Here is a 20,910-nt window from a genome sequence, read left to right as displayed (position 1 = left end):
TGATTCATTTTATTGCTTCATTAAATCCGGGTTAAACACCAGGTCGTCTATCACATGTACAATACCGTTGCTGCAGAGGTGATCAGCATTTGTGAGTCCACCTTTATATTGTACTGTGGCAGGTCCTTCTTCGTTTGAGCCCCAGTTTATGCCCATTCTTTTGCCGATGTAGACCGCCGATTGTTCTGTACCGTTGTAGTTATTCCGTATATAATTGGGGGTGATACTGTAAGTATCGTTGAAGTAAATCACATTGGCGCCGTATACGTTTGTGCCAGACAGGATGTAGCCATCGGTAGAAAAAATATGCATAGGCCGCATCATGAGGGTATAGATGCCGAAGGTGAGTGGTTTGTAATCTGCTGGCTTCAGGGTGGCAATTTTCCCTGCTGTTAAGCCGTACTTCAGGAAAGCGTTGTTATCCGGTGCGAATAAGGTAAGCGGATCTTTTATTTTCAGATCATCCCAGAGATTGAACTGTTTCAAGACAGCGGCGAAGAGGGCAAGACTGGTATCTTTAGAGATATAGTCCTGTACTGTTTCCTTTTTATACTGCAATGGTTTGGCGAGGATGTGGATTACCCCGTTGGCCAGTGCGATATTGCGTTTGGCGCCGGTCATGATGTAGGCGCCATTCACAAATGTGAAGATGTCGTCTTTGATAAATTGCTCCTGTTTATCTACAGACACATAGAGTGCGTCACCGGTGAGGGAGAGATACTTATTATCCATCTGTTTGGGGAAAGTGGTAATAAAATACCGGTTGCGGATCATGTGATACCGCAGCATAAACCGCAGGCTGTCCACGTCCATACGGTCTATCTCTGCGGGTGTGCTGATACCTATCCTGTTAAAGGCCGCGTTATCCGGTGCGAAGAGCGTGGTGGCTCCCGGCTGGTTTAATGAATCCAGCAAACCGGTTTTTTTGAGGGCGGCGCTTAACAGGCTCAGGTCGTAGTTATTTTCAATGAACACCCCTATGTTACGGGGGATCGTGGTTCTATCTACCGGGGGGATGAGGTCATCTTTACTGCACCCTGCCATCAGCAACACTAACAGCAGTCCCATCATCTCCCTAAATCTTTTAAAAGTTATATTCAGCATATTCATACAATAAGATGTTAATAAACAGGCGGCGCAAACTTCCGCTGGATGGTGGTTACATAAAACTTGCGGTTGATGTATTCAATGGTATTTACCGTAGCAAAAGAGCGTGGGTTGGCAGTACCGGAATGAATACTGACGATGAGTCCTGTGCGCAGGTCTGTTCTTATTTTGAAAGGCAGGTGAGAAGTTTTGTTAGCATCCCCGTAATCGCCGAGGATAAGCGCTGAGTAGGCGCCTACCGGCAGGAAGTCGGGATAGCCGAGGTTTTCCGGGGAAAACCCTGCTCCAAAAAATCCGAACTGCTGGCTCATGTTACCTGTAAAGATTTTATTGCCGCTGGTATCTGCAAACAGCGGGAAGCTGTAATATGGCGCCACACGGGGTTCCAGGGAATGTATGATTTGCCCCATAGGTACGCCCCTGTAACCTGGTAAAGGGGTGAGAATGGCATCCTTTCTTTTATTCAGTGAATAATACACCTGCATGGTATCCTGCAGCTTCGTGCTCACCAGGTATTGGTTGGTGATTTCATTGGGCGCCAGCCGGTACCAGTTTTTCGAGCTGAGGTTGTAAAAATTTACATACACCATAGAATCCGCAAAAGGCTGTTTGGTAAACGTTTCCTGGCGCAGGTACATAAACGGCTGCTGGCTTGTATATTCCGCAATGAGTGCATGCATGGTATATACTTCACCGGCGGTGAGATCGATAGTTGTATCGATCAGGGTAACACCTCTTTCCAGTTTATCCAGTTCGAAGTAAGGCGTGTTGTTCAGCGGCCGGGTACGGAAAACAATGTGATGTTTTCCTGACGGCACCTGCGCCCAGCTGGACAGATCATATCCATTTAATATTGGACCGGCCAGTACTCTTTTGGTACCGGGATATTCCTTTTGCCAGATCACATTGCTGGCGGCATCGGGGTAAGGCATAGCCCATTCGCTGCGGCGATCCAGGAAATCGCCGGTGATAGCGGCGTTTACCGGTACGCCTGCATCATCCATTACAGGATCTACCAGGAACACGAGGAAAGGCACCGGCACATCTTTATTATCGAGCGTGGCGTTGTACTCCAGGCAGTTGAACACGCGGAGATACGCCGGGCTGTTCAGGGTGGCATAATCCGTTTTGCGGCAGCTGTTAAAGAGCAGGGCGATGGCACATAAAAGCAGCAAAAAATATTTCGACTTCATACTTAACTCAGTTGTTGTGTTTCACAATAATCATCCGGGCTTTTTCCGTGGCATTGGCGGATGTGCTGCCAATGAGCGCTACCGTATAGATACCGGGCTCACTTTGCGGCAGCTCCGGTGTTTTATAAAGTTCAGGACGGGCAATAAACTGGCGGCTCTTCAGCGGGGTGATGGTGCGGATCCAGTTGCCAGGAAGGATGCCGGGTGCCGATGCGTATGCCAGGATCCTTTGCGGAAAATTGACAAACATCATCACGTACGGGTTGTCTGTTACCGGAGTTCCCAATTCGATATGCTGTGCCGCTGCGTTAGGGATATTCACCGGGTTGGGAAATGGAAGACCATTGTCCGTGGTGAAAGTCATTTCCTCCAGGTCGGGACAGAAGTTCATAAAACGGATCCAGCAGGGGTAGCTGTCTTTGAACATGCCGTAAGTACCGTTGTCGGTAGCTGTACCGCCATAGAATTTCCCGCTCAGGTTATTGGCAGAGAAAGTGATCGCAGGGGCGCCATCTTTATGCTGGTAGTACCATAGCGTAAGGTTATCGCCTGGCTGCAGCGGCAGGGAGCGTTCTGCCAGCACCTGTCCTTTTTCGTCTATTGCTTTTACTATATGCGTGCCCGTTATATACCGGCTATAGGTGGTTTGTTGGGTGTAGTCCAGTGTGGCTCCCATCGGTTGACCATCTACCTGCCAGGATATTTTCCTGCCGGCGGCTACATTGATGCCCTGCATGCGGGCGTAGGTCATATTCACCGGCTCGGATATATCTGCGATGATGCGAAAAGAATTATTTTCTGTGATGGTAGTTTCCCCGTTGGGGTTACCGGTAGGCACTTTGGTATCGTAGTTATATGCCACCACGATGGTATAGATACCGCCGGGCTGGAATGTTTTCAGCGGTGCATAGGTAAGCCAGGTATCCTTATTGCCACCGATGCCGGGTGTTCCCTGCTGGTCCATTAACGTGCCGGTTACGGGGTTGAGTAAATTATATTCCCCGCTTGCCGGCACTTCTTTTCCTTCGCTGCTGAGTACTTTAAACTGATAGGTACCGTAGGGCAGTTCCACATAACCGGAATAAGCGCCGGGCATGATGTTGGTCAGGCCGGGTACAGCAGTGCCATCTGCCAGCGTGAGCGTCATTGGTCCGTGGCGGAAAAGGCCCGGCATGGAATTGCCGGCCGGCATGGAACTCAGATTAAGCAGCCGCACCTTAAACCCGGCCGGATCTGATGCCGGCGAAACAGCCCGGGGAATGCGGAACAGCGAATCCGTGAAGCCGGCGGCGTTGGGCCGGAAGCGCACGAAGTAATAATCCGAAGGGTTGTTCACTTCTTCCTGCACACTAAAAGGACGCGGTGGTGGCACCGATAACTTTGGAGACAGGCTGCTGAACAGGATACTATCTGCGCGGCCATTTTTCAGTAATTCCGCCGGAATGGTGAATGTGGTACCGAGGCGGCCATTTTCCGGGAACCAGCGGGTAGCGCGGGTTTCATTGGGGCCATAATAGCCTTCATCATCCGGGGCTATAAAGCTGGTGAGCGGTTGCCCGGCAATAGTTAATTCTGTGGCGCCTACGAGGTTTACCAGGCGAACGGTGGACGCAGTAACCGGCTGTTGAATAAATCGGTTATCGTAGGTGTAGTCCAGTTTCTTGCTGCAGGCGCTGAACAAGAGCGCAGCAGCCATCCCTATATATGTAATTTTCATTTTCATCATTCAGGTTTTACAGGTTGTAAGTCAGGCCCAGCATAAATTCTGTTCCCCGGTAAAAACTTCTCCGTACATACTTTTTGCCGTAGAACTTACCACCGGTGCCGGGGTTCGCGTATACTTCCTCCACGGGCCTGTCCAGGATATTTTTGGCGAAGCCTTTTAACGTGAGGCGTTTCAGCAATTTTTGCGAGCCCACAAAATCCAGTACAGGATTTGGCCGGGAGTAGAGATCCGGCGTGCCATCGAGGTTTACCTGGATAAGCCGCTCTCCTACCATATTAAAAGTGGCCGTGAAGTCGGTACCTGATTTAGTATTGTTGTAGTTAATGAATACGTTCACGGAATACGGCGCCTGTTCAAACAGCGGGCTGTTGGCCGGTGCGCGGCGATCGATGGCGCGGGAAGATTCCAGCCGTTCCTTTGTTTTCTTAATTTCACTTTGCGCCAGCAGCAGGTTGGATCCCAGGAAGAAATTTTTCATGGGTGCCCACAGCAGGCCGAGATTTTTTACTACTTCCAGTTCTATTCCGTACACCCGTCCTTTGTTGGGATCGTTCTGAAATTCTATCGCGGGAAATTCGGGGAACCGTGCTTCCAGTCCGGATGAATTTTGTTTAAACACCTTTGTTAACTGGTTATCTATCTCCTTATAAAAAACCGACGCAGACAATACCTCACCTGGCGCGGGGAACCATTCCCAGCGGAAATCGTAGTTGGTGGTTTGTTGGTTTTTCAGGTTGGGATTACCTACCACCAGTGCAAACTGGAAAGGATCAAAATCAAATACGTTAGTGAGTTCCCTCAGCTCCGGTCGGGCCAGCGTAGTGTTGTAGCCCAGGCGGAAGTTCATGTTCTTATTCAGTGTATAGGTAAGGTTAGCAGAGTAGTAAGGTTCGTAATCGGTTTTGTAGACAGAATTAGGCTCTGTATACACCAGGTTCACTTTATTGCCGGCAGCATCGGTAGTGGTAATACTGGGATCGAGGAAAACATTGGATGTATCTACAGACGCCTGGATGTCGGTCATTTCAAAACGCACGCCGCCGGTGAGGCGCAGCTGTTCCGTGAGATGCAGATCGAGCATACCATAGAAGGCGCGTGTTTCGTAGTAGCCTTTGTAGTTGTTGGGCGACTTCTGGATATTATACAGATAGCCACCATTGCGGGGAGCGCCTTCCCCGTTATACGACGACTGCGGGAGGATACCGATACGGTCGTAGCCGATGAGCTGATCGAGATTGCCGCTTACTTCATATAAAGGCAGCGCGCCGTTGGCCGAGTAATTTGATCCCGGAAGATAAAGTACATTTTCATTAAAGCTTCTCCTGCGGTGCAGGTAGTTGACCCCGGTTTTAAATTCCTGTTTTTTGTTGAGCACTTTAAAAGGCAGGGTGAGATCTGCTTTATAGTTATAATTATTTTCGTTGAGATGACGGAAGCGGCGGCCGTTTGGATCGGCCTGGATGATACCATAGGGGCCATACCCATTTACATACCCCGACACCAGTGAATACAGGCTGGGCGAGAACATGTCCGGCGGCGTACCGCCTGGTTTATCCGGTACCCCGGGGTAGCTGGTACCGCCGTTAATGCGATAGTCGGCCAGGTTTACAAAACGATAATCCGGGTCGTCCTGTGCAGAGGAAGAGGTAGCGAGGTTGTAGCTCAGCTTTGGCGCATATTCCTTTTTTGTGAACTTATGCTCGCCCTGCAGGTTGAAGGTGTTGAGTGTGCGATAGCTTTGGCGTAAGGAATACACGAGGTTATACACCTTTCCCGGCAGGCCGGTATATTCATAGGCGCCGTGCAGGTTACTGGCGCGTGTTTCCGCACCACGGCTGCCCAGGTACTGCATACTTATTTCGTGCTGAGGGCTGAAGCGATAGGTAAGTCCACCCAAAAATCCATAGTTGAGTGTCTGTGTGCCGGTGTTTTCCTTATAATTTAAATACTTCCCAAGATTGATGTTGTTGGGTGTAATGTAGTTAGGGATCACCCGGGGACTGTACAATGCGCTGTTGCCGGTTAACACGCCCTGGTATACGCTGTACTGGGTCAGTTGTCCGTCGTAGATATCGTTGGTGCGGTTATAATAATTGGCGCCGGCTATTAATCCTACCTGGTGTTTCTTAAATACCGTATAGCTGTTACCGTAAGTAACCGCATAGATCTGGTTCAGCGGCGCCGATTTATACTTTGTAGTGAGCACGGGATCGAAGCCGTGCATGATACCGCTGATGCGGTTGGCTTCTGCCAGCAGGGCCGGATCGTTGCGGCTGTTGGCGATTTTGTGCTGGATATCGCCTAAGCCGTTTGGGTACTGTTTGGACAGTTCCCTGAATTCCGGCGACAATCCCTTTGATTTTACCTTTTGCCCGAGAAAGCCCATGTCGCTGTTATAGAAGCTGTTCACTTTGCTGCCGGTTTGTGAGTTCATGCCGGTTTGCACGGTGATGGTGAGCATTTCTCTGTCCGGCACCGACTTTGTTTTGAGCTCCACGATACCGGCAGCGGCATCGGCAGGTTTATCGGAGGTAGTGGTTTTGTAGATGGTGATATTATCCAGCAGGCCGGCGGGCACCAGGTCCAGCGGGATGGCGCTCCTGTCGGGATCGGAAGATGCCAGGCGGATACCGTTCAGCTGCCCGATCACCGAGCGGTCACCCAGGCCACGGATAGCTACATATTTATCATCTGTAACCGTTACGCCCGATACCCTTTGCAGGGCCTGGGTGGTGGTAATGCTGGCAGTTTTTTCGATGTTCTGGGCAGAGATCCCGTCGGAGATCATGGCGGAGTTTTTACGGTCGTTCAGCAGCATTACTTCCGTATTGGAGCGCCGCCGGGCATCTACCGTTACGCCGCTCAGCGTTTTGCTGTCGGGTTTCAGTTGTACTGACAACACCGGCGCGCTGCCGGCTTTGATCATTTTAGTGGCGTAGCCTACATAATAGATCACCAGTACATCCGACGTGTCCTTTACTTCCACGGAGAAACGACCGGATTCATCTGCCATCACCACACTACCGGTACTTTGCGCCATGATTTCCGCGCGGGCAATGGGGCTGTTTTTAGTTGCGTCTGTAACCATCCCGCTGATGGTACGTTTCCGGGGCGCTGTTGATTGTTTGATAATGATTTTTCGCACCACTACCTTCCTCCCATCTACCGCTTCAAATTCCAACCCGGTATTCTGTAATAACCAGGTGATCACTTCTGCCACGGTTTTATTATTGAGATCGGCCGTGTATTTTCTATCTACCGCCTTCATATCGGCAGGATTGTAGAAGAAAGTAATGCCGCCCTTCTGTTGTAATCCTATGAAACACTTTGCGATGGGTTCATTCCTGAAACTGATGCTGATCTTTTTCTGCAGGAAGCTTTCCTGTGCCATTGCCGGCAACGTAAAGCAGAGCAGGACCCACATACATCCGTGTAAAATTTTTTCCTTCATTCGTTTGTGATTTAAAAAAGAAGATCCGTTACCAGCAGCGGTACGCCGATGGTTGTTAGCATTTGTTCTATGTGTGGTGTTATTTTATGACGATGACGCCCTGTTTGTTTTTGTGAATCGTTAGCCGGTACGACAGGGATATCACTTTGAGGATATCGTTCATCGTATCTGTATCCTCGAATGCGCCGGTGAATTTCAGGTTGCTGACACCTGGCGTGGTTTTTATTTTTACGCCGTACAGCAATTCTATCTCCCTGAAAACATCGTTCAGCGCCGACTCATTGAACAGCAGCTTTTTGCTGGTCCAACTGGTGTTCACTTCTGCTTGTTTGTAGATATAGATGGTTTCCTTGTCGTATACCAGCTCCTCGTTTTCCGTGAGCTGTTGCACCGCCGTACCCGCAGTAACCGCTACCCTGCCCGTTTTCACACTTACCTTTGGTTTTTCGATGCTGCTGCTGTCCGCCACCACGAAGCTGGTGCCCAATACCTTTACGCTTACATGCGGACCGGTGATGACAAAAGGCGCCGTTTGCGGTGTGACCTCGAAGAATGCTTCCCCATTTACTGTAATACTTCTTTGTTTACCGCGGAAATATTTGGGATAAGTGACCGTAGTACCGCCATTCAAAATAGCCACAGAGCTATCCGGCAGGACGATCTTTTTTACCTGGTATTTCAGCGCCGTAATACTTTGCATGGGGATGGGATCTAGCCAGTCCTGCAACGCGAGGCGATAGGTGTAGGTGGCCCCGCCAGCTATAATGATAAGGACCGTAGCCGCATACCGCCATACCCTGATGCGTGGCGGCGCGATTTCCCTTTTCAGGTTATTCCATACCTCCAGGCGCTGCTCTTCCACATCGCCAGGCACCTGCTTTTCTTTCCAGGCCTTATCGAGGTAGTTGTTCAACAACGCCGCTTCCCTGCGAGTGGCATTGCCCGACAGGTAATTACTGACCAATCTTTTAAACTGTGTGATATTCATCCGGAACATTCTTCTATAGATATGTTCCTTCAGCAGGGGTGCTTGTCCCGAAGAAGTACGTTAAGGAATTATTAACTCATTATTTCCGCGAGGATCAGCGCCGCCGCAATATGATGCCGGAGCGCCTTCAGCGCCATGTGCAGCTGGTTCCGGACTGTTTTTTCGGAGAGATTTAATTTGCCGGCGATTTCCGTAACAGATAAATGATGCCGGCGACTCAGCAGGAAGATTTCCCGCGTTTTTTCCGGTAAGGTGGTTAACCGGTTATCGATTTCTTTAAATACATCGGCCGTTTCCATCTTCTCCCAGATATCGTTTAACACCGGCATGATATACTCCTGTACGCGGTCCAGCTCCTCCGGCCGGTTCATGATTTCCTTTAACTTTTTAATAGACTGGAAGCGGACGGCCTGGTGGAGATAATTTTCCAGCGGGCCACTCAGGTTTAGTTTCTCTTTCCGTGACCACAGGGAGATGTATACCCCCTGTACTACGTCTTTTGCATCGTCTTTATTGCCGAGGATTTTCAGGGCGAAGGCATAGAGGGCAGGCCAGTGCTGATTGAAACACCTTTCGAATGCTTTTGGGTCACCGGTACGGATAAGCGCTATATCATCATGAGCATGCAGCATGGCAGTGGTTTGAGCAACGGGGCGAAAATAGGGGATTTTGTTGGGGAGGTGGTTTAAGGTTGTGTTATGTTTTTTGTTGGTGATAAATTGCGGCGCCGTGGTATATTTTTCTTTTCCATTTATCAGCTATCAGTTATAGCTTTTTTGTGACCTACATTCTTTTGTGGCCAGTTTGAAAATTATGTCATGCTTTTAATCTATAGACATGGGTCGCTCATTGATTTTATATATTATAACGGACAAAGCAACTTGGACAATATCCCCTTTCCATGTATAATCCGCGCTTTAACCACGAGTAAACTACGAGTAGAAGCAGCAGCAAAAAGAGAAACTCCCCTATCAAAATCGTACCGCGTATACTCCAATTCACTCCTTAATTTCTATCAATTTTACGTTCAACACTGCAATTGAGAGTATCAATATTGTACAATTCATATCAATTTGAACGGAAATTTTTCCGCTCAAAATACAACCCTAGTTTAGTGGAAGTGATTGCAATTTACTACACCATGCGCAGGTGTAAGTTTAATGGGACTAACTACCAGAAAGTCCCTTATTAATTATCTACTAAATTTAAAACAATGGCAAAACAAAATGGGATCATTCCCCTTCAAGGAACGATTGGCAATATCACTTTCTATAAAACAAAGGCGGGTTTTCTTGCCCGTGAGAAAGGTGGTGTTAGCGCCAGTCGCATTGCAACGGACCCGGCATATGCCCATACCCGTGAAAACTCAGCAGAATTTGGTCGTGCAGGTAAAGCCGGCAAAATATTGCGAAGTGCGTTCCGCACGCTGCTTACGAACATTAAGGATACCTACTCCAATTCCCGGCTGTTCCGTGAAATGGTAAAGGTTATCAAGGCTGATGTAACCAATGCACGAGGTCAACGGAATGTAATTGATGGTGAAGCAGAGCTTCTGAAAGGTTTTGAGTTTAACAACAATGCGAGATTAGGGGCGACCTTGTTTGCTCCTTACACCGCCACAATTGACCGTGCCACAGGTACTCTTACTGTGAATATACCAGCATTCAGCCCTATTAACATGCTGGCTACTCCTGGTGGCGCCACGCATTTTAAGATCCTGGCCGGCGGTGCAGAAGTGGACTTTGAAGCGGAAACTGTTGTAAATGGCGATGCCTCCGGTACGGAGCTACCTATTGACGGCTCCGCTACCACGGAGATGAATCTGGTAACCAATGTTACTTCCAACAGTACGAGACCACTGTTTCTATCCCTGGGAGTTGCGTTTTTTCAACAGGGAAACGGAACATTGTATGCCCTTAAAAATGGTATTAATACGCTGTCACTGGTTAACGTTTCCGGCATGCCGCAACCACACCAGCTCCATAACCATCAAACCGGGATCAAATTGATCCCGGTATTCTTCAACAATTAAAACAATGCAAATGAAACTCGCTGCACGTTTAATAGCTGAAACACCGCCCTTCTTTACCAAAGCCCGTAATATAGGCCTGGTATTAACGGCCATCAGCACCGCTCTGATCGGACTTCCGGCAGTACCTGTTATTATCGCTAAAATAGCCACCTATCTGGCGGTAGCAGGAACTGTACTGTCGGGAATAAGCCAAGCGGCAGTATATGAGGAAACCTCGCCGGAGGAATCTGAATAGACAAACGATCCGGTTGTTGCAAAGGCTCTCGCAAATACGAGAGCCTTTTTTATGCTGTAGTCGATTTTTAGCTACCGACCATGATTCCTCTTGCTCAGTACACGTGTCAGTTCCGCACCTGTTCTTTAAGGAACAGGTGTTACCAAAGCTAAGGACGGATATGATTGGATTTCTATCCTTCCATTAGTTTGAGGATGTCACTATACTTATAGTACATTAAACCGCCCACTTTTTTGTGGGCAAGCGTACCATTATTACGCATGTTTTGAAGGGTACCACCTGAGATGCCCATCATATCACTACTTCGTAGGACTTAAGCCATTGGCGGGGAGGGTTAAACGTGGCAGCGATCTGCTCCAATAATTTTCTCAATTCCCCGATTTCTTTTAATATCTCATATTTGAGAATCTCCAAATCTTGCTGGGTCATGTCATTTTTCATTTTTGCATTCTGATTACAGAGTTAAACAATTTACCAAACTCTGAACTGTGGATATAATCATGTATACACAGATATGGTATTAACAAACTAGGTTCAATGACATGAATTTGGGAAAGAATGAGATACTCTGATAAAGTATTTTACTAAAATAGGAAATTATCGTGGAATATGAACTATTGTTTCAAAAAAGGGTTCTTACTATTTTCTATGTGCCAGTATCTTCTCATTTATTAAGTCGTTGATATGACTCAACTGTATTGCAGACCAACAAGGTAACTAACCTCGCTCAAAGAGCTAACTACTCTAACACTTTGCTTTTCGCTCTACATTCACATCGTAGAGATACAGCACATATTCGTACAGGGTTAGAACTGGCAAGTGTTGTCGCTGTATTTCGCAAAAATCTTGTCCTTCTGTTCTTAAAAGTACCGTGTTCTCTGCAATAATACAAGCATACCAACGGGTCTCTTCAATCAAGCAATCGCCGTAGAAGACTCAAATAGGTCATAATCGCTCAATATTACTCATATAAATAATGCTCTAGGTATACGAGCGACAAGGTATCTCTCTTCTCACAGTAAACAATTACAAAATTTATTTGACGTTTAATCCACTCCCAGGAGTTCTAACATTGTCGTCTAATTCCAAGCTAACATCACCAGATTTCATATATATGGGAGTAGGCTGTGTCATCCATTTGCGGGCAGGTTTACTCATCAAATAGTGATCAAAAAACTGTTTCATGCGAACACTGAAGTCTTCTGCCTCATCTCCCAAGAGCGTATGATTGCCTCCATATTCCAACAGCCAGCATCGTTGACCTAGGCGCCTTAGTGCTGTAAATAACTCCAATGCATTGGAAAATGCACAAAGTTCATCATTGGTGGTATGCATCATTAGTAATGGGGTAGTCACCTTGTCAGCATTCAGAACGGCAGAATTCTTAATATAAATATTGGGCTTTCCCCATAGGGAAGCACCAACTCTTAACTGTCCTTTTTCATACATATCTTGCGAAGATTCTCCACCTAACATTAGACTTCCATAACCGCTTATCCAATCTGACAATCCAGATACAGAGCACGCTGCTGCAAAAAGGTTAGTATGTGTAATCAAGTAGTTAGTCTGGATCGCGCCCCAACTACTCCCCTGAATACCAATCTTCTTTGAATTTACATACGATAATCCGGATAGGTAGTCAACAGCTGATATAATGGCGTCGTACGTACCTTTCATAGGGTCTCCGATCCTATAATAAATGTCAGGACAAAATACTAGATATCCGTTACTAACATAGTATGGAATGTTCAATGAACTTCCCCCTGTCAATGCCTCAGGCTCCATGTAGCTATACAATCTATCTGACATTCTTTCATAAAAAGAAAAAATAACTGGATAGCTAATAGAAGAATCGAAATTCTCAGGTTTATATAATATCCCTTGAAGTGTACTCCCATCTAATGATCTCCAAGAATGAAGTTCCGAGGAGTACCAATTGTATTCCTTTTGAGGCTGAATATTAGTTATTACCTTGAAGGTCTTAAAATCAGACGTAAGATAATAATTTGGAGCCTCTATTACACTCATGCGTCGAACTAAATACTTGTCACCAAATTTTGATTTAACAGGTGGAAAATTAAATTGCGCAGGCAACCAGGGATTCTCCGAAATACAGTATAAATATGGTCCAATAGTCAACGAATCGGGGTCCTGGCTTTTACCCAACTCTATTCTATAGAATCCATTATCCTTAGTCAGCGGATTAAAAGCAGTGAGTATTAGCTTTTCTCTTTCTCCTAGAAATCTGTAGCTATATTCCTCCAGAGCCAGAAAAAATCTAAGATTATGCCGTGAGCCGTAGCCATTAGTCAATCTTATGGGAGCTTTTACCCCGATAGGATCAATCTCCCATATATCATTTTTTCCATATATCAACAGTTTTCTATCACCCTCAACCCAACCGCAGATATACTTATAACCATAAATTCCGTCATCGGGATACTTCTCCCAATTCTCCTTAAGTCCTGAAGTTATCGACCTAATCTTCTCTGTCGCGATTTCGTAGGTAAAATAATTCTTTAAAAGTCGATCATAATAAACAACATACTTACCCGAAGGAGACATTAGTACAACAGTAGCGCCATTTATAAAATCCAATTTCCTTCTATTCCCATTTTTTGTGTATAGTAATTCCCAATCTTGATTATACTCTCTTAACCGACTTGACGTATCCTTACTGAAATCTCTCTTGCGACTAATCAAGCAGATAGTATCGACCGCCTTCTCAGGGCCGGGAAAATAAACTACTTCATTCGAAGATTGTAAAGAATGAATTACCTGATCCGAAAAAGAAACAACTGCCAAAATATTGACTAATTTACGCTGTCCGATTTGCTGTAGAGTCATTTCAAAATCAGAATAGTCCCATAAATTCAAACAACTATCTGCGACGGGAGAATCATCTCTACCTCCAAGTGACATAAATAAACGATCCCCATCTCTACTAAAGCCAATTAGCCTATTAATAATAATAGAATCATCTCCCTTTCTAGTTTTCAAAGGGACTGTTCCCTTAGATGATTTATAATGCCACAACGTATCGTTCGCCATAAAACAAATTTGGCTACCACTAGAATCAACAACCAAATCCCCGACAAACGAACCACTCCAGATGCTAGTCTCTTTACCATCAATCATATCCACCAATTCAATCGATTCGTAAGGCTGTCCCCCAACTAGATGTTTACGTAGCAGAACCAGGCTCTTTAGTCCCTCACTTAGCCAAAATCTAGAGACAGAAGAGTAAAACATTGTATTTCTTGTAGCCATATTTTTTAGAACTAAAACGTCCTTAGGGTTTCTCAACTTATAGATCAAACAATTATTATACAACCAAAATCCTCCCACATTGGGAATGCATGACAACTTAAAGTCAGCCAATGACATAATACATAAACTATCAGGGGATAACATCCAAATTGCGAAACGACTATCAGGAGTGAACCACGATCGACCAGCACACCGAAGCTCAATAGTACGATCATTACGAGTATCAATTATATAGAAGGACTTCCAATGAGTTCCCAAACTTCCTTTAGTGAAGCTAACATAACTCGCATCCAAGCTAAAATCAATCAATTTAGCTGTTCTCCATTCACTATAAACTGAAGGTGAGATCAATAGTTTGCTATGTCCGACCTCACTGCGTTGAGCGGAACAAGTATTAATAATAAGAACAAAAAGAAAATACCTCATAACATCCCATTAAACAAAAATGATATTAATTCTTAACCCCATCGTTAAACTTAAAATCTCATTCGCATCAATTCAATAAAAATCAAGGTGCTATTAATTCGCTAATTCGATGAATTAGCTTCCTTCTTTTGCTTAATAAAATAAGTAAATCCAATAAGAAAATAACGTTGTAAGACGTTAGTTCTCATATCCTCAATATAATTAGGTCCGATTGAGCGACTAACACTTAAATTCTGGTTAAGCAAATCAAACGCTTGTAGCTTAATAAGTGCCTTCTTATTATTAAGGAATGCTCTGGAAACATATGCATTTAAGCTAATTGAATGTGTATCAAATCCAGTTTTACTCCCTGCATTTATAATATAACTCAAATTACTACCAGCAACAAAACCGAATGGGAGGTCAACATTTCCATCGAAAGAAAAACTGGAATTCAAATAGTCTGTAGCATCTAATTGCTGATTCGAGTATGAAGCACGATAATAGTTAATACTTCCAGTTATAAAAACAGAAAGAATCTGCTTATATCTATAACTAAACGCAATTGATTGTCCAATGGACATGATATTATTATTCCCCTTTACCTCATTCACAAAATTCATATCTCGTCTAAAACTTAAAAAGGAACTAACATTTATAGCTGTCTCTATCCTTTTTAAAGGAAAACTATTATCAACATTAACTCCTAATTCGTAAGCACCGTCAATATTAATGGGCATACTCGTTTGTTTCTTTAGTGAATCAAGCCATATGCCATTAATTATTTGATTTCGAATAACTCTTCCATTAAAAACCACGTTAAAGTATCGCATTTTTAAAGGATCAATTGAGTTATAAGATAAGGTCACTCCGTGCGTTCTTCCAGGTTTTAGATTCGTGTTGCCTACCTTAACGAATAGGGGATTACTATTATCCGTAATCGGCTGGAGTTGATCTACTGTAGGTAATATCTGATTTCCAGTAAGAAAAACTTTAATTCGCTTAGAATCAGAAAAAGAATAGCTAAAGTATCCCCTAGGCAACACTGTTATACTACTTAAATGTGAACCATCATTTAAAGAAGGATTCTTTACATACAAACGTGGAACCATAACCATAAAAGAAAAACTAAGGTCAAAATATCTTCTATTCATTTGCAAGCCGACACTACCAAACTGATTGACAATATAGCTGCGAATACTACTCGTTAAACTATCGTTTAAAATATCGTAATTATGACTAAGTTGATTATAATTAAATGTCGTTCTTTGAAAAGGATTATTATATCTTAGCATCCCATAAGATGTAATCAACGAACTGTTAGAAAAAATTGTCAGAGTGTGAGTGATCATAAACTGAAGGAGTCCGTACTTGGAGTTTATTCTATTAAACTGATTGATCGTGTCCCATCTATTCTCTCCGTTTACCTGTGCATATAGAGTATTAGAAAAATTAAAACCATTCTCAACTCTCTTAGTGTCAGAATAACTAAATTCAACATTCAATTTTTGACGATTTCCACCAAATCTTCTCTCAAATGAAACACCATTAGATAGGCTAAATGCATCCCGCTTATCTTTATTGTCTAACATTCCGCTATCCAATAGCTGATTTTGATCACCATATATGAAGTTGTCACTAGTTGTTTTCTCTAAACTTCGACCATATGCAAAATAGCTAGAATAAATGAGGGAAGACATAGAATCGATTTTATAGGTTAACCTAGTGCTAATTGCGTGAGAAATATTATCCAGCCGCTGATTCCATTCCTGATTATAATAATATGTAGCCCCGATATTATTCTCCCTGTCAATCGACTGCATATTTGATCGCCGGGAATCCTCAATTTCATACCTTACATTTAAAGTCACTCGCCTACTTATATCTTTTGTATAATTAAAATTAGGAGTCCACTTTCTCAATATACCACCGCCATTTGCAATATTCTGAAAGCCATTGACGTTATCCCCATCAGCCATAAAAACCAACTGTTCATTAGCTTCAAAACGGTTTACACTAGATTTTACCGCGAATCTATTATTCGAACCATATCCAATCATAAATGATCCAGACCATAGTCCTATCCTATCTTTCTTAATAGAAATATTCAGAACCTTCTCTGTTTGCATGTCATCCAAAACAGAAGGATCACGCTCCTTAACCCTTCTATCAATTAACTGTATCTTGTCAATTAAGTCTGCTTGCAAATTCCTCGATACCAAACTAGGGTCATCAGAAAGAAAAGGACGGCCATCTATTAATATTGTCTTTATAGTTTCGCCGTTCATTTTTATTGTCCCATCTGGTTCAATATGTATACCAGGCAACCTTCTTAATAAATCTTCTACCACAGAATTCTCTCTTACCTTGTAATATTTTGCGTTAAACTCTATAGTATCCTTAATTACTCTAATTGGCGGAGTGTTTCCAATTATTCTAACTTCTGCAAGGGTGACCTGTTTACTCGCCAGTGTAATAATGCCTAAGTTCACCACAGAAGATCTGAAACTTCTTCTGATTTGATAAAAAACTGGGTTGTAACCCATATAACTTAATAATAAGTAGTACTCCAAATTTCTTATACTATCAAATTTAAACAGTCCGTTCTTATCTGAATATGTACGGTAGATCAATGAAGAATCCTTGGATAAGAAAAGTGAGACAGAAGCTCCAGGCAAGCCCTCTCTACCTTGCATGGAATATACCTGACCTTTCAATTCAATCTTAGTGTCGACTTGGGCCAAGGCGCTAAGACCTAAAAAGGCAGTAACAAACAAAAATAGCCAATGCTTCATACATATTAATTACCGGAAGTGGAAATTTCTGAAATATAATTGCAACGGAACCGCAGTAGGAGATCCATAAATTAAATAGCACGTTAACCAAAGAAAAAATATTCGCTGTATGGTAGTTGCAGTGGATAAAATTAATTTTGAACTGATAAGAGATGTAAACCCTCAAAATGCCACCACATATGATAATGAACATGCTTCAGTCTAGGAAAAAAGTACCGCCTATAATGTGCTACTTATGACAAATACTACTTTCAGAATACATAAAAGATAAGGGTTCTATAATTCAGGGGTATGATATAGTTTTGATTAAGCATGAACTAATTAACCATTTAGAGATGAATACAACAGAAAAACCACTAACAAATAATCCCGAAGCTGAATTAGAAAAAAAAGGTACCTCCAACTCAGGAAGGATACTTTGGAACTTCATATTCAAAAACCAAACACATAAATGGTACGTTATAATTGGTATTGTCTCTATAATCTTACAACTTACAATTTTTAAATACTTCTATCCATATGCTGGTTTCATTAATGGAGATTCATATGCCTATATTGAAACCGCATATCATAACCTCTCCATCAATACTTATCCTATAGGATACTCAATGTTACTTAGAATACTTAGCGTTTTCACTAAGTCAGATACGATACTGGTAGTAATCCAGTATCTGCTGCTACAACTTAGTGTATTAGCTTTCATTTTTACTCTATTCTATTTCTACAAGCCAGCACGTCTAACTAAAATATTGCTTTTCAGCTTTATGCTATTCAATCCGGTTTTCCTGTATTTAGCAAATTACATTTCTAGTGATTCATTCTTCATTTCACTCAGCATGATTTGGTTCACACAGTTATTCTGGATAATAAATCAGCCCAATAACAAACTAATTCTAATAAATTCTCTTGTTTTATTCCTGGCATTTACAGTACGATACAATGCGTTATTCTATCCTATAATTGCAGTAGTTTCTCTATTCCAAGGCAGACTTAAAACATGGCACAAACTGGGAGGATTAGCGCTAAGCACAATATTAATATTTTCTTTCATAACATTCACTAGTTCCAAATATTATAATCTAACTGGACACAGGCAATTTACTCCTTTCACGGGTTGGCAGACTGCCAATAATGCTCTATATGCATATAGATATGCTGATACAAACCACATAAAAAAAGTGCCAAAACGATTCCAAGAATTAGATAAAATGGTCCGAACTTACTTTGACACAACTAGGGACATAAGAAAATATCCCAAAGAAGGACTAGTTGCAAGTACCGTATACATGTGGGATCCTTCGTCTCCCTTGTGTATTTACACTGAGAATCAATTTAAAAAGGACTCTACAGCCACACAGTTAAAAAAATGGGCGACAGTGGCTCCTTTAATGGGAGACTATGGATCCTTCTTGATTAAGGAATATCCAAGAGAGTATGTCAATTATTACTTGATGCCGAATATTATTAAGTATTACGCTCCCCCAATAGAATTTCTAGAATGGTATAGTACGGGAGTCGATTCAGTATCTATGGTTGCGCAAGTTTGGTTTAACTACAAAACAACTAAACTTAAAAGTCACTTTAAAGATTACAAAGTCCGATCATTATCCTTTTTCCCTATACTGACAGGTACGATGAATATAGTACTATTATTTAGTCTGATTAGTTTCATAATTCTACAAGGATATAAAAAATATCCTCGGTTGAAAAATGGTATGCTACTTGTGATCACATTATGGCTGGTGAATTTTGGCTTTAGTGTATTAGCATCTCCTATAGCACTAAGATTTCAGCTTTTCCCAATACTTGTATCATTCTCATTCACTTTTTTCTTAGTCGAATATCTAATAAAATCTGCATCAGGTATTGAAACAACACTAAACTCGGTTGACATTCAAAATAACTCATTGGAGCCTGCAGCATGATTCTACATTTAATAAGACAATGATGTTGAAGATCTTGAAAACATTGAAAACACAAACACCTAGCATGAATAAGAAAGATCTTATAGTGTTCTCAATAATTATCTCTGCGGGGTTCCTTCTATATATTGGGTTAGGTAGTGTAATAGGCTATCCCATATTTAAAACCAACGGAGAAAAAAATATTTTAGCTCCTAAAATTACAGGCAAGGAAGGCATGCTAATCCCCTCCTTCCAAATTCTACTTAGCGATAGTAGTCTCCTCACTAATATTAGGGAGCATAATTCGGACAAGCCAATTGTTCTTTTCTATTTTAGTCCTTACTGTCCGTTTTGTCAGGCAGAAATAAAAGAAATAACGAATAACATGAACCAGCTTAAGGATATTCAATTTTTTGTACTTACCCCCTTTAGTTTTAATGAGATGAAAAGCTTTTATAATGAAAATGAACTGCAAAAATATGCCAACATCAAAACCGGTATTGATATAAACTATTTCCTTAGCTCCTATTTCAAAATAGGCGCAGTTCCTTTCCTGGCTATTTACGGAGAAAACAGCAAGTTAAAGGCTGCTTTCGCGGAAAAAATCTCCGTCGATCAACTTTTGACTGTTCTAAAAAAATAATATCTGACCTTGTTGCGCAACACTGGCTAATGGGATCTTGCAAGAATAATTAGCCGCAATGGAGAAGCCGAAAACCATCATAAAAGAGTAGGCACATTTATACAAAACAAAGTTTAGCTTTTTATTTAAAAAAAGCATCTATCATTATGAAACAAGCAAAATTCGCATTAACAGCTGTAGCCGTTCTGGCAGTAGTAGGTGGAGCATTGGCTTTTAAAGCCTCAAGAGGAGAAACTTTAGTTGGTTTTTATGCAACTACAGCAACTGCTCAGTGTACTATTCCAACAGCAATAGCTAATCGTACATTGCAACCTAATGGTGCTGGCGTTACTACTCTGTTTAGTGTAATTTCAACCACTAAACCTTGCCCAGTTGTTAATACTTATGTACTGCAGTAATTTCCGGTACTAGGAAGCTCTAAGACCTTTCTGAATAGTAATATACATCAGTAAAGGCTTAATCATCTTACGATGATCTCCTTATAATAAGGGCTATCACAACAGATAGCCCTTATTCGCTCGTTCTATATATCTGAATATCTGATAATACTGCCTTTTAAGAAGTATGTAAAATGAAAAACAATTAAAATAACTCATATGAAAAAAGCACAGTTATTGTTACTAATAAGTATAGCATCCAGCATCGCTGGCGGAGCGCTAGCTTTTAAAGCGAGAAATAATCTTTCTATTTTCTATATGGAAACGATTTCGGGAGGACAACGCCTTTGTACAGTTCCAACGGCCATACACTCTGTTATTACAGATTTTGGAAGGTCAACACTTCTTTCAACAAGTCCAACATACACTGCTTGTCCAACAATTCAAATAACGACTGATCTCTAAAATGCTAATCGCAACAATATCCACAAGTTTGAGCTATCACCATACTATTATCAATAAAGCCACCCACTAAAACAATCCAATATGAAAGGAAAAAATATCATCTGTACATTAACACTTGTATTTTTAACCAATATGTGGCCCAAAACACTTTAAGATAAAATATTACATGACTCATCTAGGATATAAAGAGATGGCACTACAGTTTACCATTATGATACTTCCAAATTTGACTACTTAGATAATAGAGCCCTAAATTCCATTAGGTATTGAATCGCTGCACATACTGCAAGTATTACTACAACCATAAATTGCGCGAGCG

General features: G+C 42.5%; 16 protein-coding genes. 6 read left to right on the top strand and 10 right to left on the bottom strand.

Going from position 1 to position 20,910, the window contains the following annotated elements; translation table 11 throughout:
* Nucleotides 1-9: 9 nt before the first annotated feature.
* From QFZ48_RS18930 to QFZ48_RS18905, 6 genes are all read right to left on the bottom strand, one after another.
* Nucleotides 10-1,071: a fasciclin domain-containing protein gene (locus tag QFZ48_RS18930; RefSeq protein WP_429063244.1), complete on the bottom strand. Its 1,062-nt coding sequence runs from the start codon at nucleotides 1,069-1,071 to the stop codon at nucleotides 10-12.
* A 50-nt stretch (nucleotides 1,072-1,121) separates the two neighbouring features.
* Nucleotides 1,122-2,300 (bottom strand): hypothetical protein, encoded by a 1,179-nt coding sequence (locus tag QFZ48_RS18925; RefSeq protein WP_429050521.1) that lies wholly within the window; start codon nucleotides 2,298-2,300, stop codon nucleotides 1,122-1,124.
* 7 nt (nucleotides 2,301-2,307) lie between these two features.
* Nucleotides 2,308-4,017 (bottom strand): hypothetical protein, encoded by a 1,710-nt coding sequence (locus QFZ48_RS18920; RefSeq protein WP_429063243.1) that lies wholly within the window; start codon nucleotides 4,015-4,017, stop codon nucleotides 2,308-2,310.
* A gap of 16 nt (nucleotides 4,018-4,033) precedes the next feature.
* Nucleotides 4,034-7,477, bottom strand: coding sequence for a TonB-dependent receptor domain-containing protein (locus QFZ48_RS18915; protein WP_429063242.1), 3,444 nt, complete (start codon nucleotides 7,475-7,477; stop codon nucleotides 4,034-4,036).
* Nucleotides 7,478-7,556: 79 nt separating this feature from the next.
* The gene (locus QFZ48_RS18910; RefSeq protein ID WP_429050524.1) at nucleotides 7,557-8,465 is read right to left on the bottom strand and encodes a FecR family protein; all 909 of its coding nucleotides are present in this window, start codon (nucleotides 8,463-8,465) and stop codon (nucleotides 7,557-7,559) included.
* A gap of 71 nt (nucleotides 8,466-8,536) precedes the next feature.
* Complete coding sequence (locus QFZ48_RS18905) at nucleotides 8,537-9,097, bottom strand: RNA polymerase sigma factor (RefSeq protein ID WP_429063241.1); 561 nt, start codon at nucleotides 9,095-9,097, stop codon at nucleotides 8,537-8,539.
* Nucleotides 9,098-9,678: 581 nt separating this feature from the next.
* Here QFZ48_RS18905 and QFZ48_RS18900 point away from each other — a divergent pair.
* Together QFZ48_RS18900 and QFZ48_RS18895 are read left to right on the top strand one after the other, a co-directional pair.
* Nucleotides 9,679-10,497 carry a hypothetical protein gene (locus QFZ48_RS18900; RefSeq protein ID WP_429063240.1) on the top strand — a complete coding sequence of 273 codons (819 nt, stop codon included), beginning with the start codon at nucleotides 9,679-9,681 and terminating at the stop codon, nucleotides 10,495-10,497.
* Between the two features lie 10 nt (nucleotides 10,498-10,507).
* Nucleotides 10,508-10,732, top strand: a complete 225-nt coding sequence (locus QFZ48_RS18895) for a hypothetical protein (RefSeq protein WP_429063239.1) — start codon at nucleotides 10,508-10,510, stop codon at nucleotides 10,730-10,732.
* Nucleotides 10,733-10,904: 172 nt separating this feature from the next.
* Here the strand turns inward: QFZ48_RS18895 and QFZ48_RS18890 are convergent, their stop codons facing one another.
* The 4 genes from QFZ48_RS18890 to QFZ48_RS18875 form a co-directional block, all read right to left on the bottom strand.
* A complete protein-coding gene (locus QFZ48_RS18890; protein ID WP_429065509.1) occupies nucleotides 10,905-10,994 on the bottom strand; it encodes a hypothetical protein in 90 nt (29 codons plus the stop codon).
* A 29-nt stretch (nucleotides 10,995-11,023) separates the two neighbouring features.
* The gene (locus QFZ48_RS18885) at nucleotides 11,024-11,161 is read right to left on the bottom strand and encodes a hypothetical protein (RefSeq protein ID WP_429063238.1); all 138 of its coding nucleotides are present in this window, start codon (nucleotides 11,159-11,161) and stop codon (nucleotides 11,024-11,026) included.
* A gap of 606 nt (nucleotides 11,162-11,767) precedes the next feature.
* The gene (locus QFZ48_RS18880; protein ID WP_429063237.1) at nucleotides 11,768-14,428 is read right to left on the bottom strand and encodes an alpha/beta hydrolase family protein; all 2,661 of its coding nucleotides are present in this window, start codon (nucleotides 14,426-14,428) and stop codon (nucleotides 11,768-11,770) included.
* Nucleotides 14,429-14,529: 101 nt separating this feature from the next.
* Nucleotides 14,530-17,202 (bottom strand): outer membrane beta-barrel protein, encoded by a 2,673-nt coding sequence (locus QFZ48_RS18875; RefSeq protein ID WP_429063236.1) that lies wholly within the window; start codon nucleotides 17,200-17,202, stop codon nucleotides 14,530-14,532.
* A 335-nt stretch (nucleotides 17,203-17,537) separates the two neighbouring features.
* Here QFZ48_RS18875 and QFZ48_RS18870 point away from each other — a divergent pair, with 335 nt between their 5' ends.
* The 4 genes from QFZ48_RS18870 to QFZ48_RS18855 all read left to right on the top strand — a co-directional run bounded on the left by QFZ48_RS18870 (nucleotide 17,538) and on the right by QFZ48_RS18855 (nucleotide 20,591).
* The gene (locus QFZ48_RS18870) at nucleotides 17,538-19,127 is read left to right on the top strand and encodes a hypothetical protein (RefSeq protein WP_429063235.1); all 1,590 of its coding nucleotides are present in this window, start codon (nucleotides 17,538-17,540) and stop codon (nucleotides 19,125-19,127) included.
* A 64-nt stretch (nucleotides 19,128-19,191) separates the two neighbouring features.
* Nucleotides 19,192-19,749: a TlpA family protein disulfide reductase gene (locus QFZ48_RS18865; RefSeq protein ID WP_429063234.1), complete on the top strand. Its 558-nt coding sequence runs from the start codon at nucleotides 19,192-19,194 to the stop codon at nucleotides 19,747-19,749.
* 146 nt (nucleotides 19,750-19,895) lie between these two features.
* Complete coding sequence (locus QFZ48_RS18860) at nucleotides 19,896-20,147, top strand: hypothetical protein (RefSeq protein ID WP_429063233.1); 252 nt, start codon at nucleotides 19,896-19,898, stop codon at nucleotides 20,145-20,147.
* Nucleotides 20,148-20,345: 198 nt separating this feature from the next.
* Nucleotides 20,346-20,591 (top strand): hypothetical protein, encoded by a 246-nt coding sequence (locus tag QFZ48_RS18855; protein WP_429063232.1) that lies wholly within the window; start codon nucleotides 20,346-20,348, stop codon nucleotides 20,589-20,591.
* Nucleotides 20,592-20,910: the final 319 nt, after the last annotated feature.

This window comes from Chitinophaga sp. W2I13 (assembly GCF_050434005.1).
Lineage (GTDB): Bacteria > Bacteroidota > Bacteroidia > Chitinophagales > Chitinophagaceae > Chitinophaga.
This window is presented reverse-complemented; position numbering and strand designations above follow the sequence as displayed.

Bases quoted from the DNA above. Each gene is read 5' to 3' on its own strand.
- QFZ48_RS18905 (WP_429063241.1), bottom strand. From the start codon at position 9,097: ATGCTGCATGCTCATGATGATATAGCGCTTATCCGTACCGGTGACCCA.
- QFZ48_RS18895 (WP_429063239.1), top strand. From the start codon at position 10,508: ATGAAACTCGCTGCACGTTTAATAGCTGAAACACCGCCCTTCTTTACC.
- QFZ48_RS18890 (WP_429065509.1), bottom strand. From the start codon at position 10,994: ATGCGTAATAATGGTACGCTTGCCCACAAAAAAGTGGGCGGTTTAATG.
- QFZ48_RS18855 (WP_429063232.1), top strand. From the start codon at position 20,346: ATGAAAAAAGCACAGTTATTGTTACTAATAAGTATAGCATCCAGCATC.
- QFZ48_RS18930 (WP_429063244.1), bottom strand. From the start codon at position 1,071: ATGATGGGACTGCTGTTAGTGTTGCTGATGGCAGGGTGCAGTAAAGAT.
- QFZ48_RS18900 (WP_429063240.1), top strand. From the start codon at position 9,679: ATGGCAAAACAAAATGGGATCATTCCCCTTCAAGGAACGATTGGCAAT.
- QFZ48_RS18920 (WP_429063243.1), bottom strand. From the start codon at position 4,017: ATGAAAATTACATATATAGGGATGGCTGCTGCGCTCTTGTTCAGCGCC.
- QFZ48_RS18915 (WP_429063242.1), bottom strand. From the start codon at position 7,477: ATGAAGGAAAAAATTTTACACGGATGTATGTGGGTCCTGCTCTGCTTT.
- QFZ48_RS18875 (WP_429063236.1), bottom strand. From the start codon at position 17,202: ATGAAGCATTGGCTATTTTTGTTTGTTACTGCCTTTTTAGGTCTTAGC.
- QFZ48_RS18860 (WP_429063233.1), top strand. From the start codon at position 19,896: ATGAAACAAGCAAAATTCGCATTAACAGCTGTAGCCGTTCTGGCAGTA.
- QFZ48_RS18910 (WP_429050524.1), bottom strand. From the start codon at position 8,465: ATGAATATCACACAGTTTAAAAGATTGGTCAGTAATTACCTGTCGGGC.
- QFZ48_RS18925 (WP_429050521.1), bottom strand. From the start codon at position 2,300: ATGAAGTCGAAATATTTTTTGCTGCTTTTATGTGCCATCGCCCTGCTC.
- QFZ48_RS18865 (WP_429063234.1), top strand. From the start codon at position 19,192: ATGAATAAGAAAGATCTTATAGTGTTCTCAATAATTATCTCTGCGGGG.
- QFZ48_RS18870 (WP_429063235.1), top strand. From the start codon at position 17,538: ATGAATACAACAGAAAAACCACTAACAAATAATCCCGAAGCTGAATTA.
- QFZ48_RS18880 (WP_429063237.1), bottom strand. From the start codon at position 14,428: ATGAGGTATTTTCTTTTTGTTCTTATTATTAATACTTGTTCCGCTCAA.
- QFZ48_RS18885 (WP_429063238.1), bottom strand. From the start codon at position 11,161: ATGACCCAGCAAGATTTGGAGATTCTCAAATATGAGATATTAAAAGAA.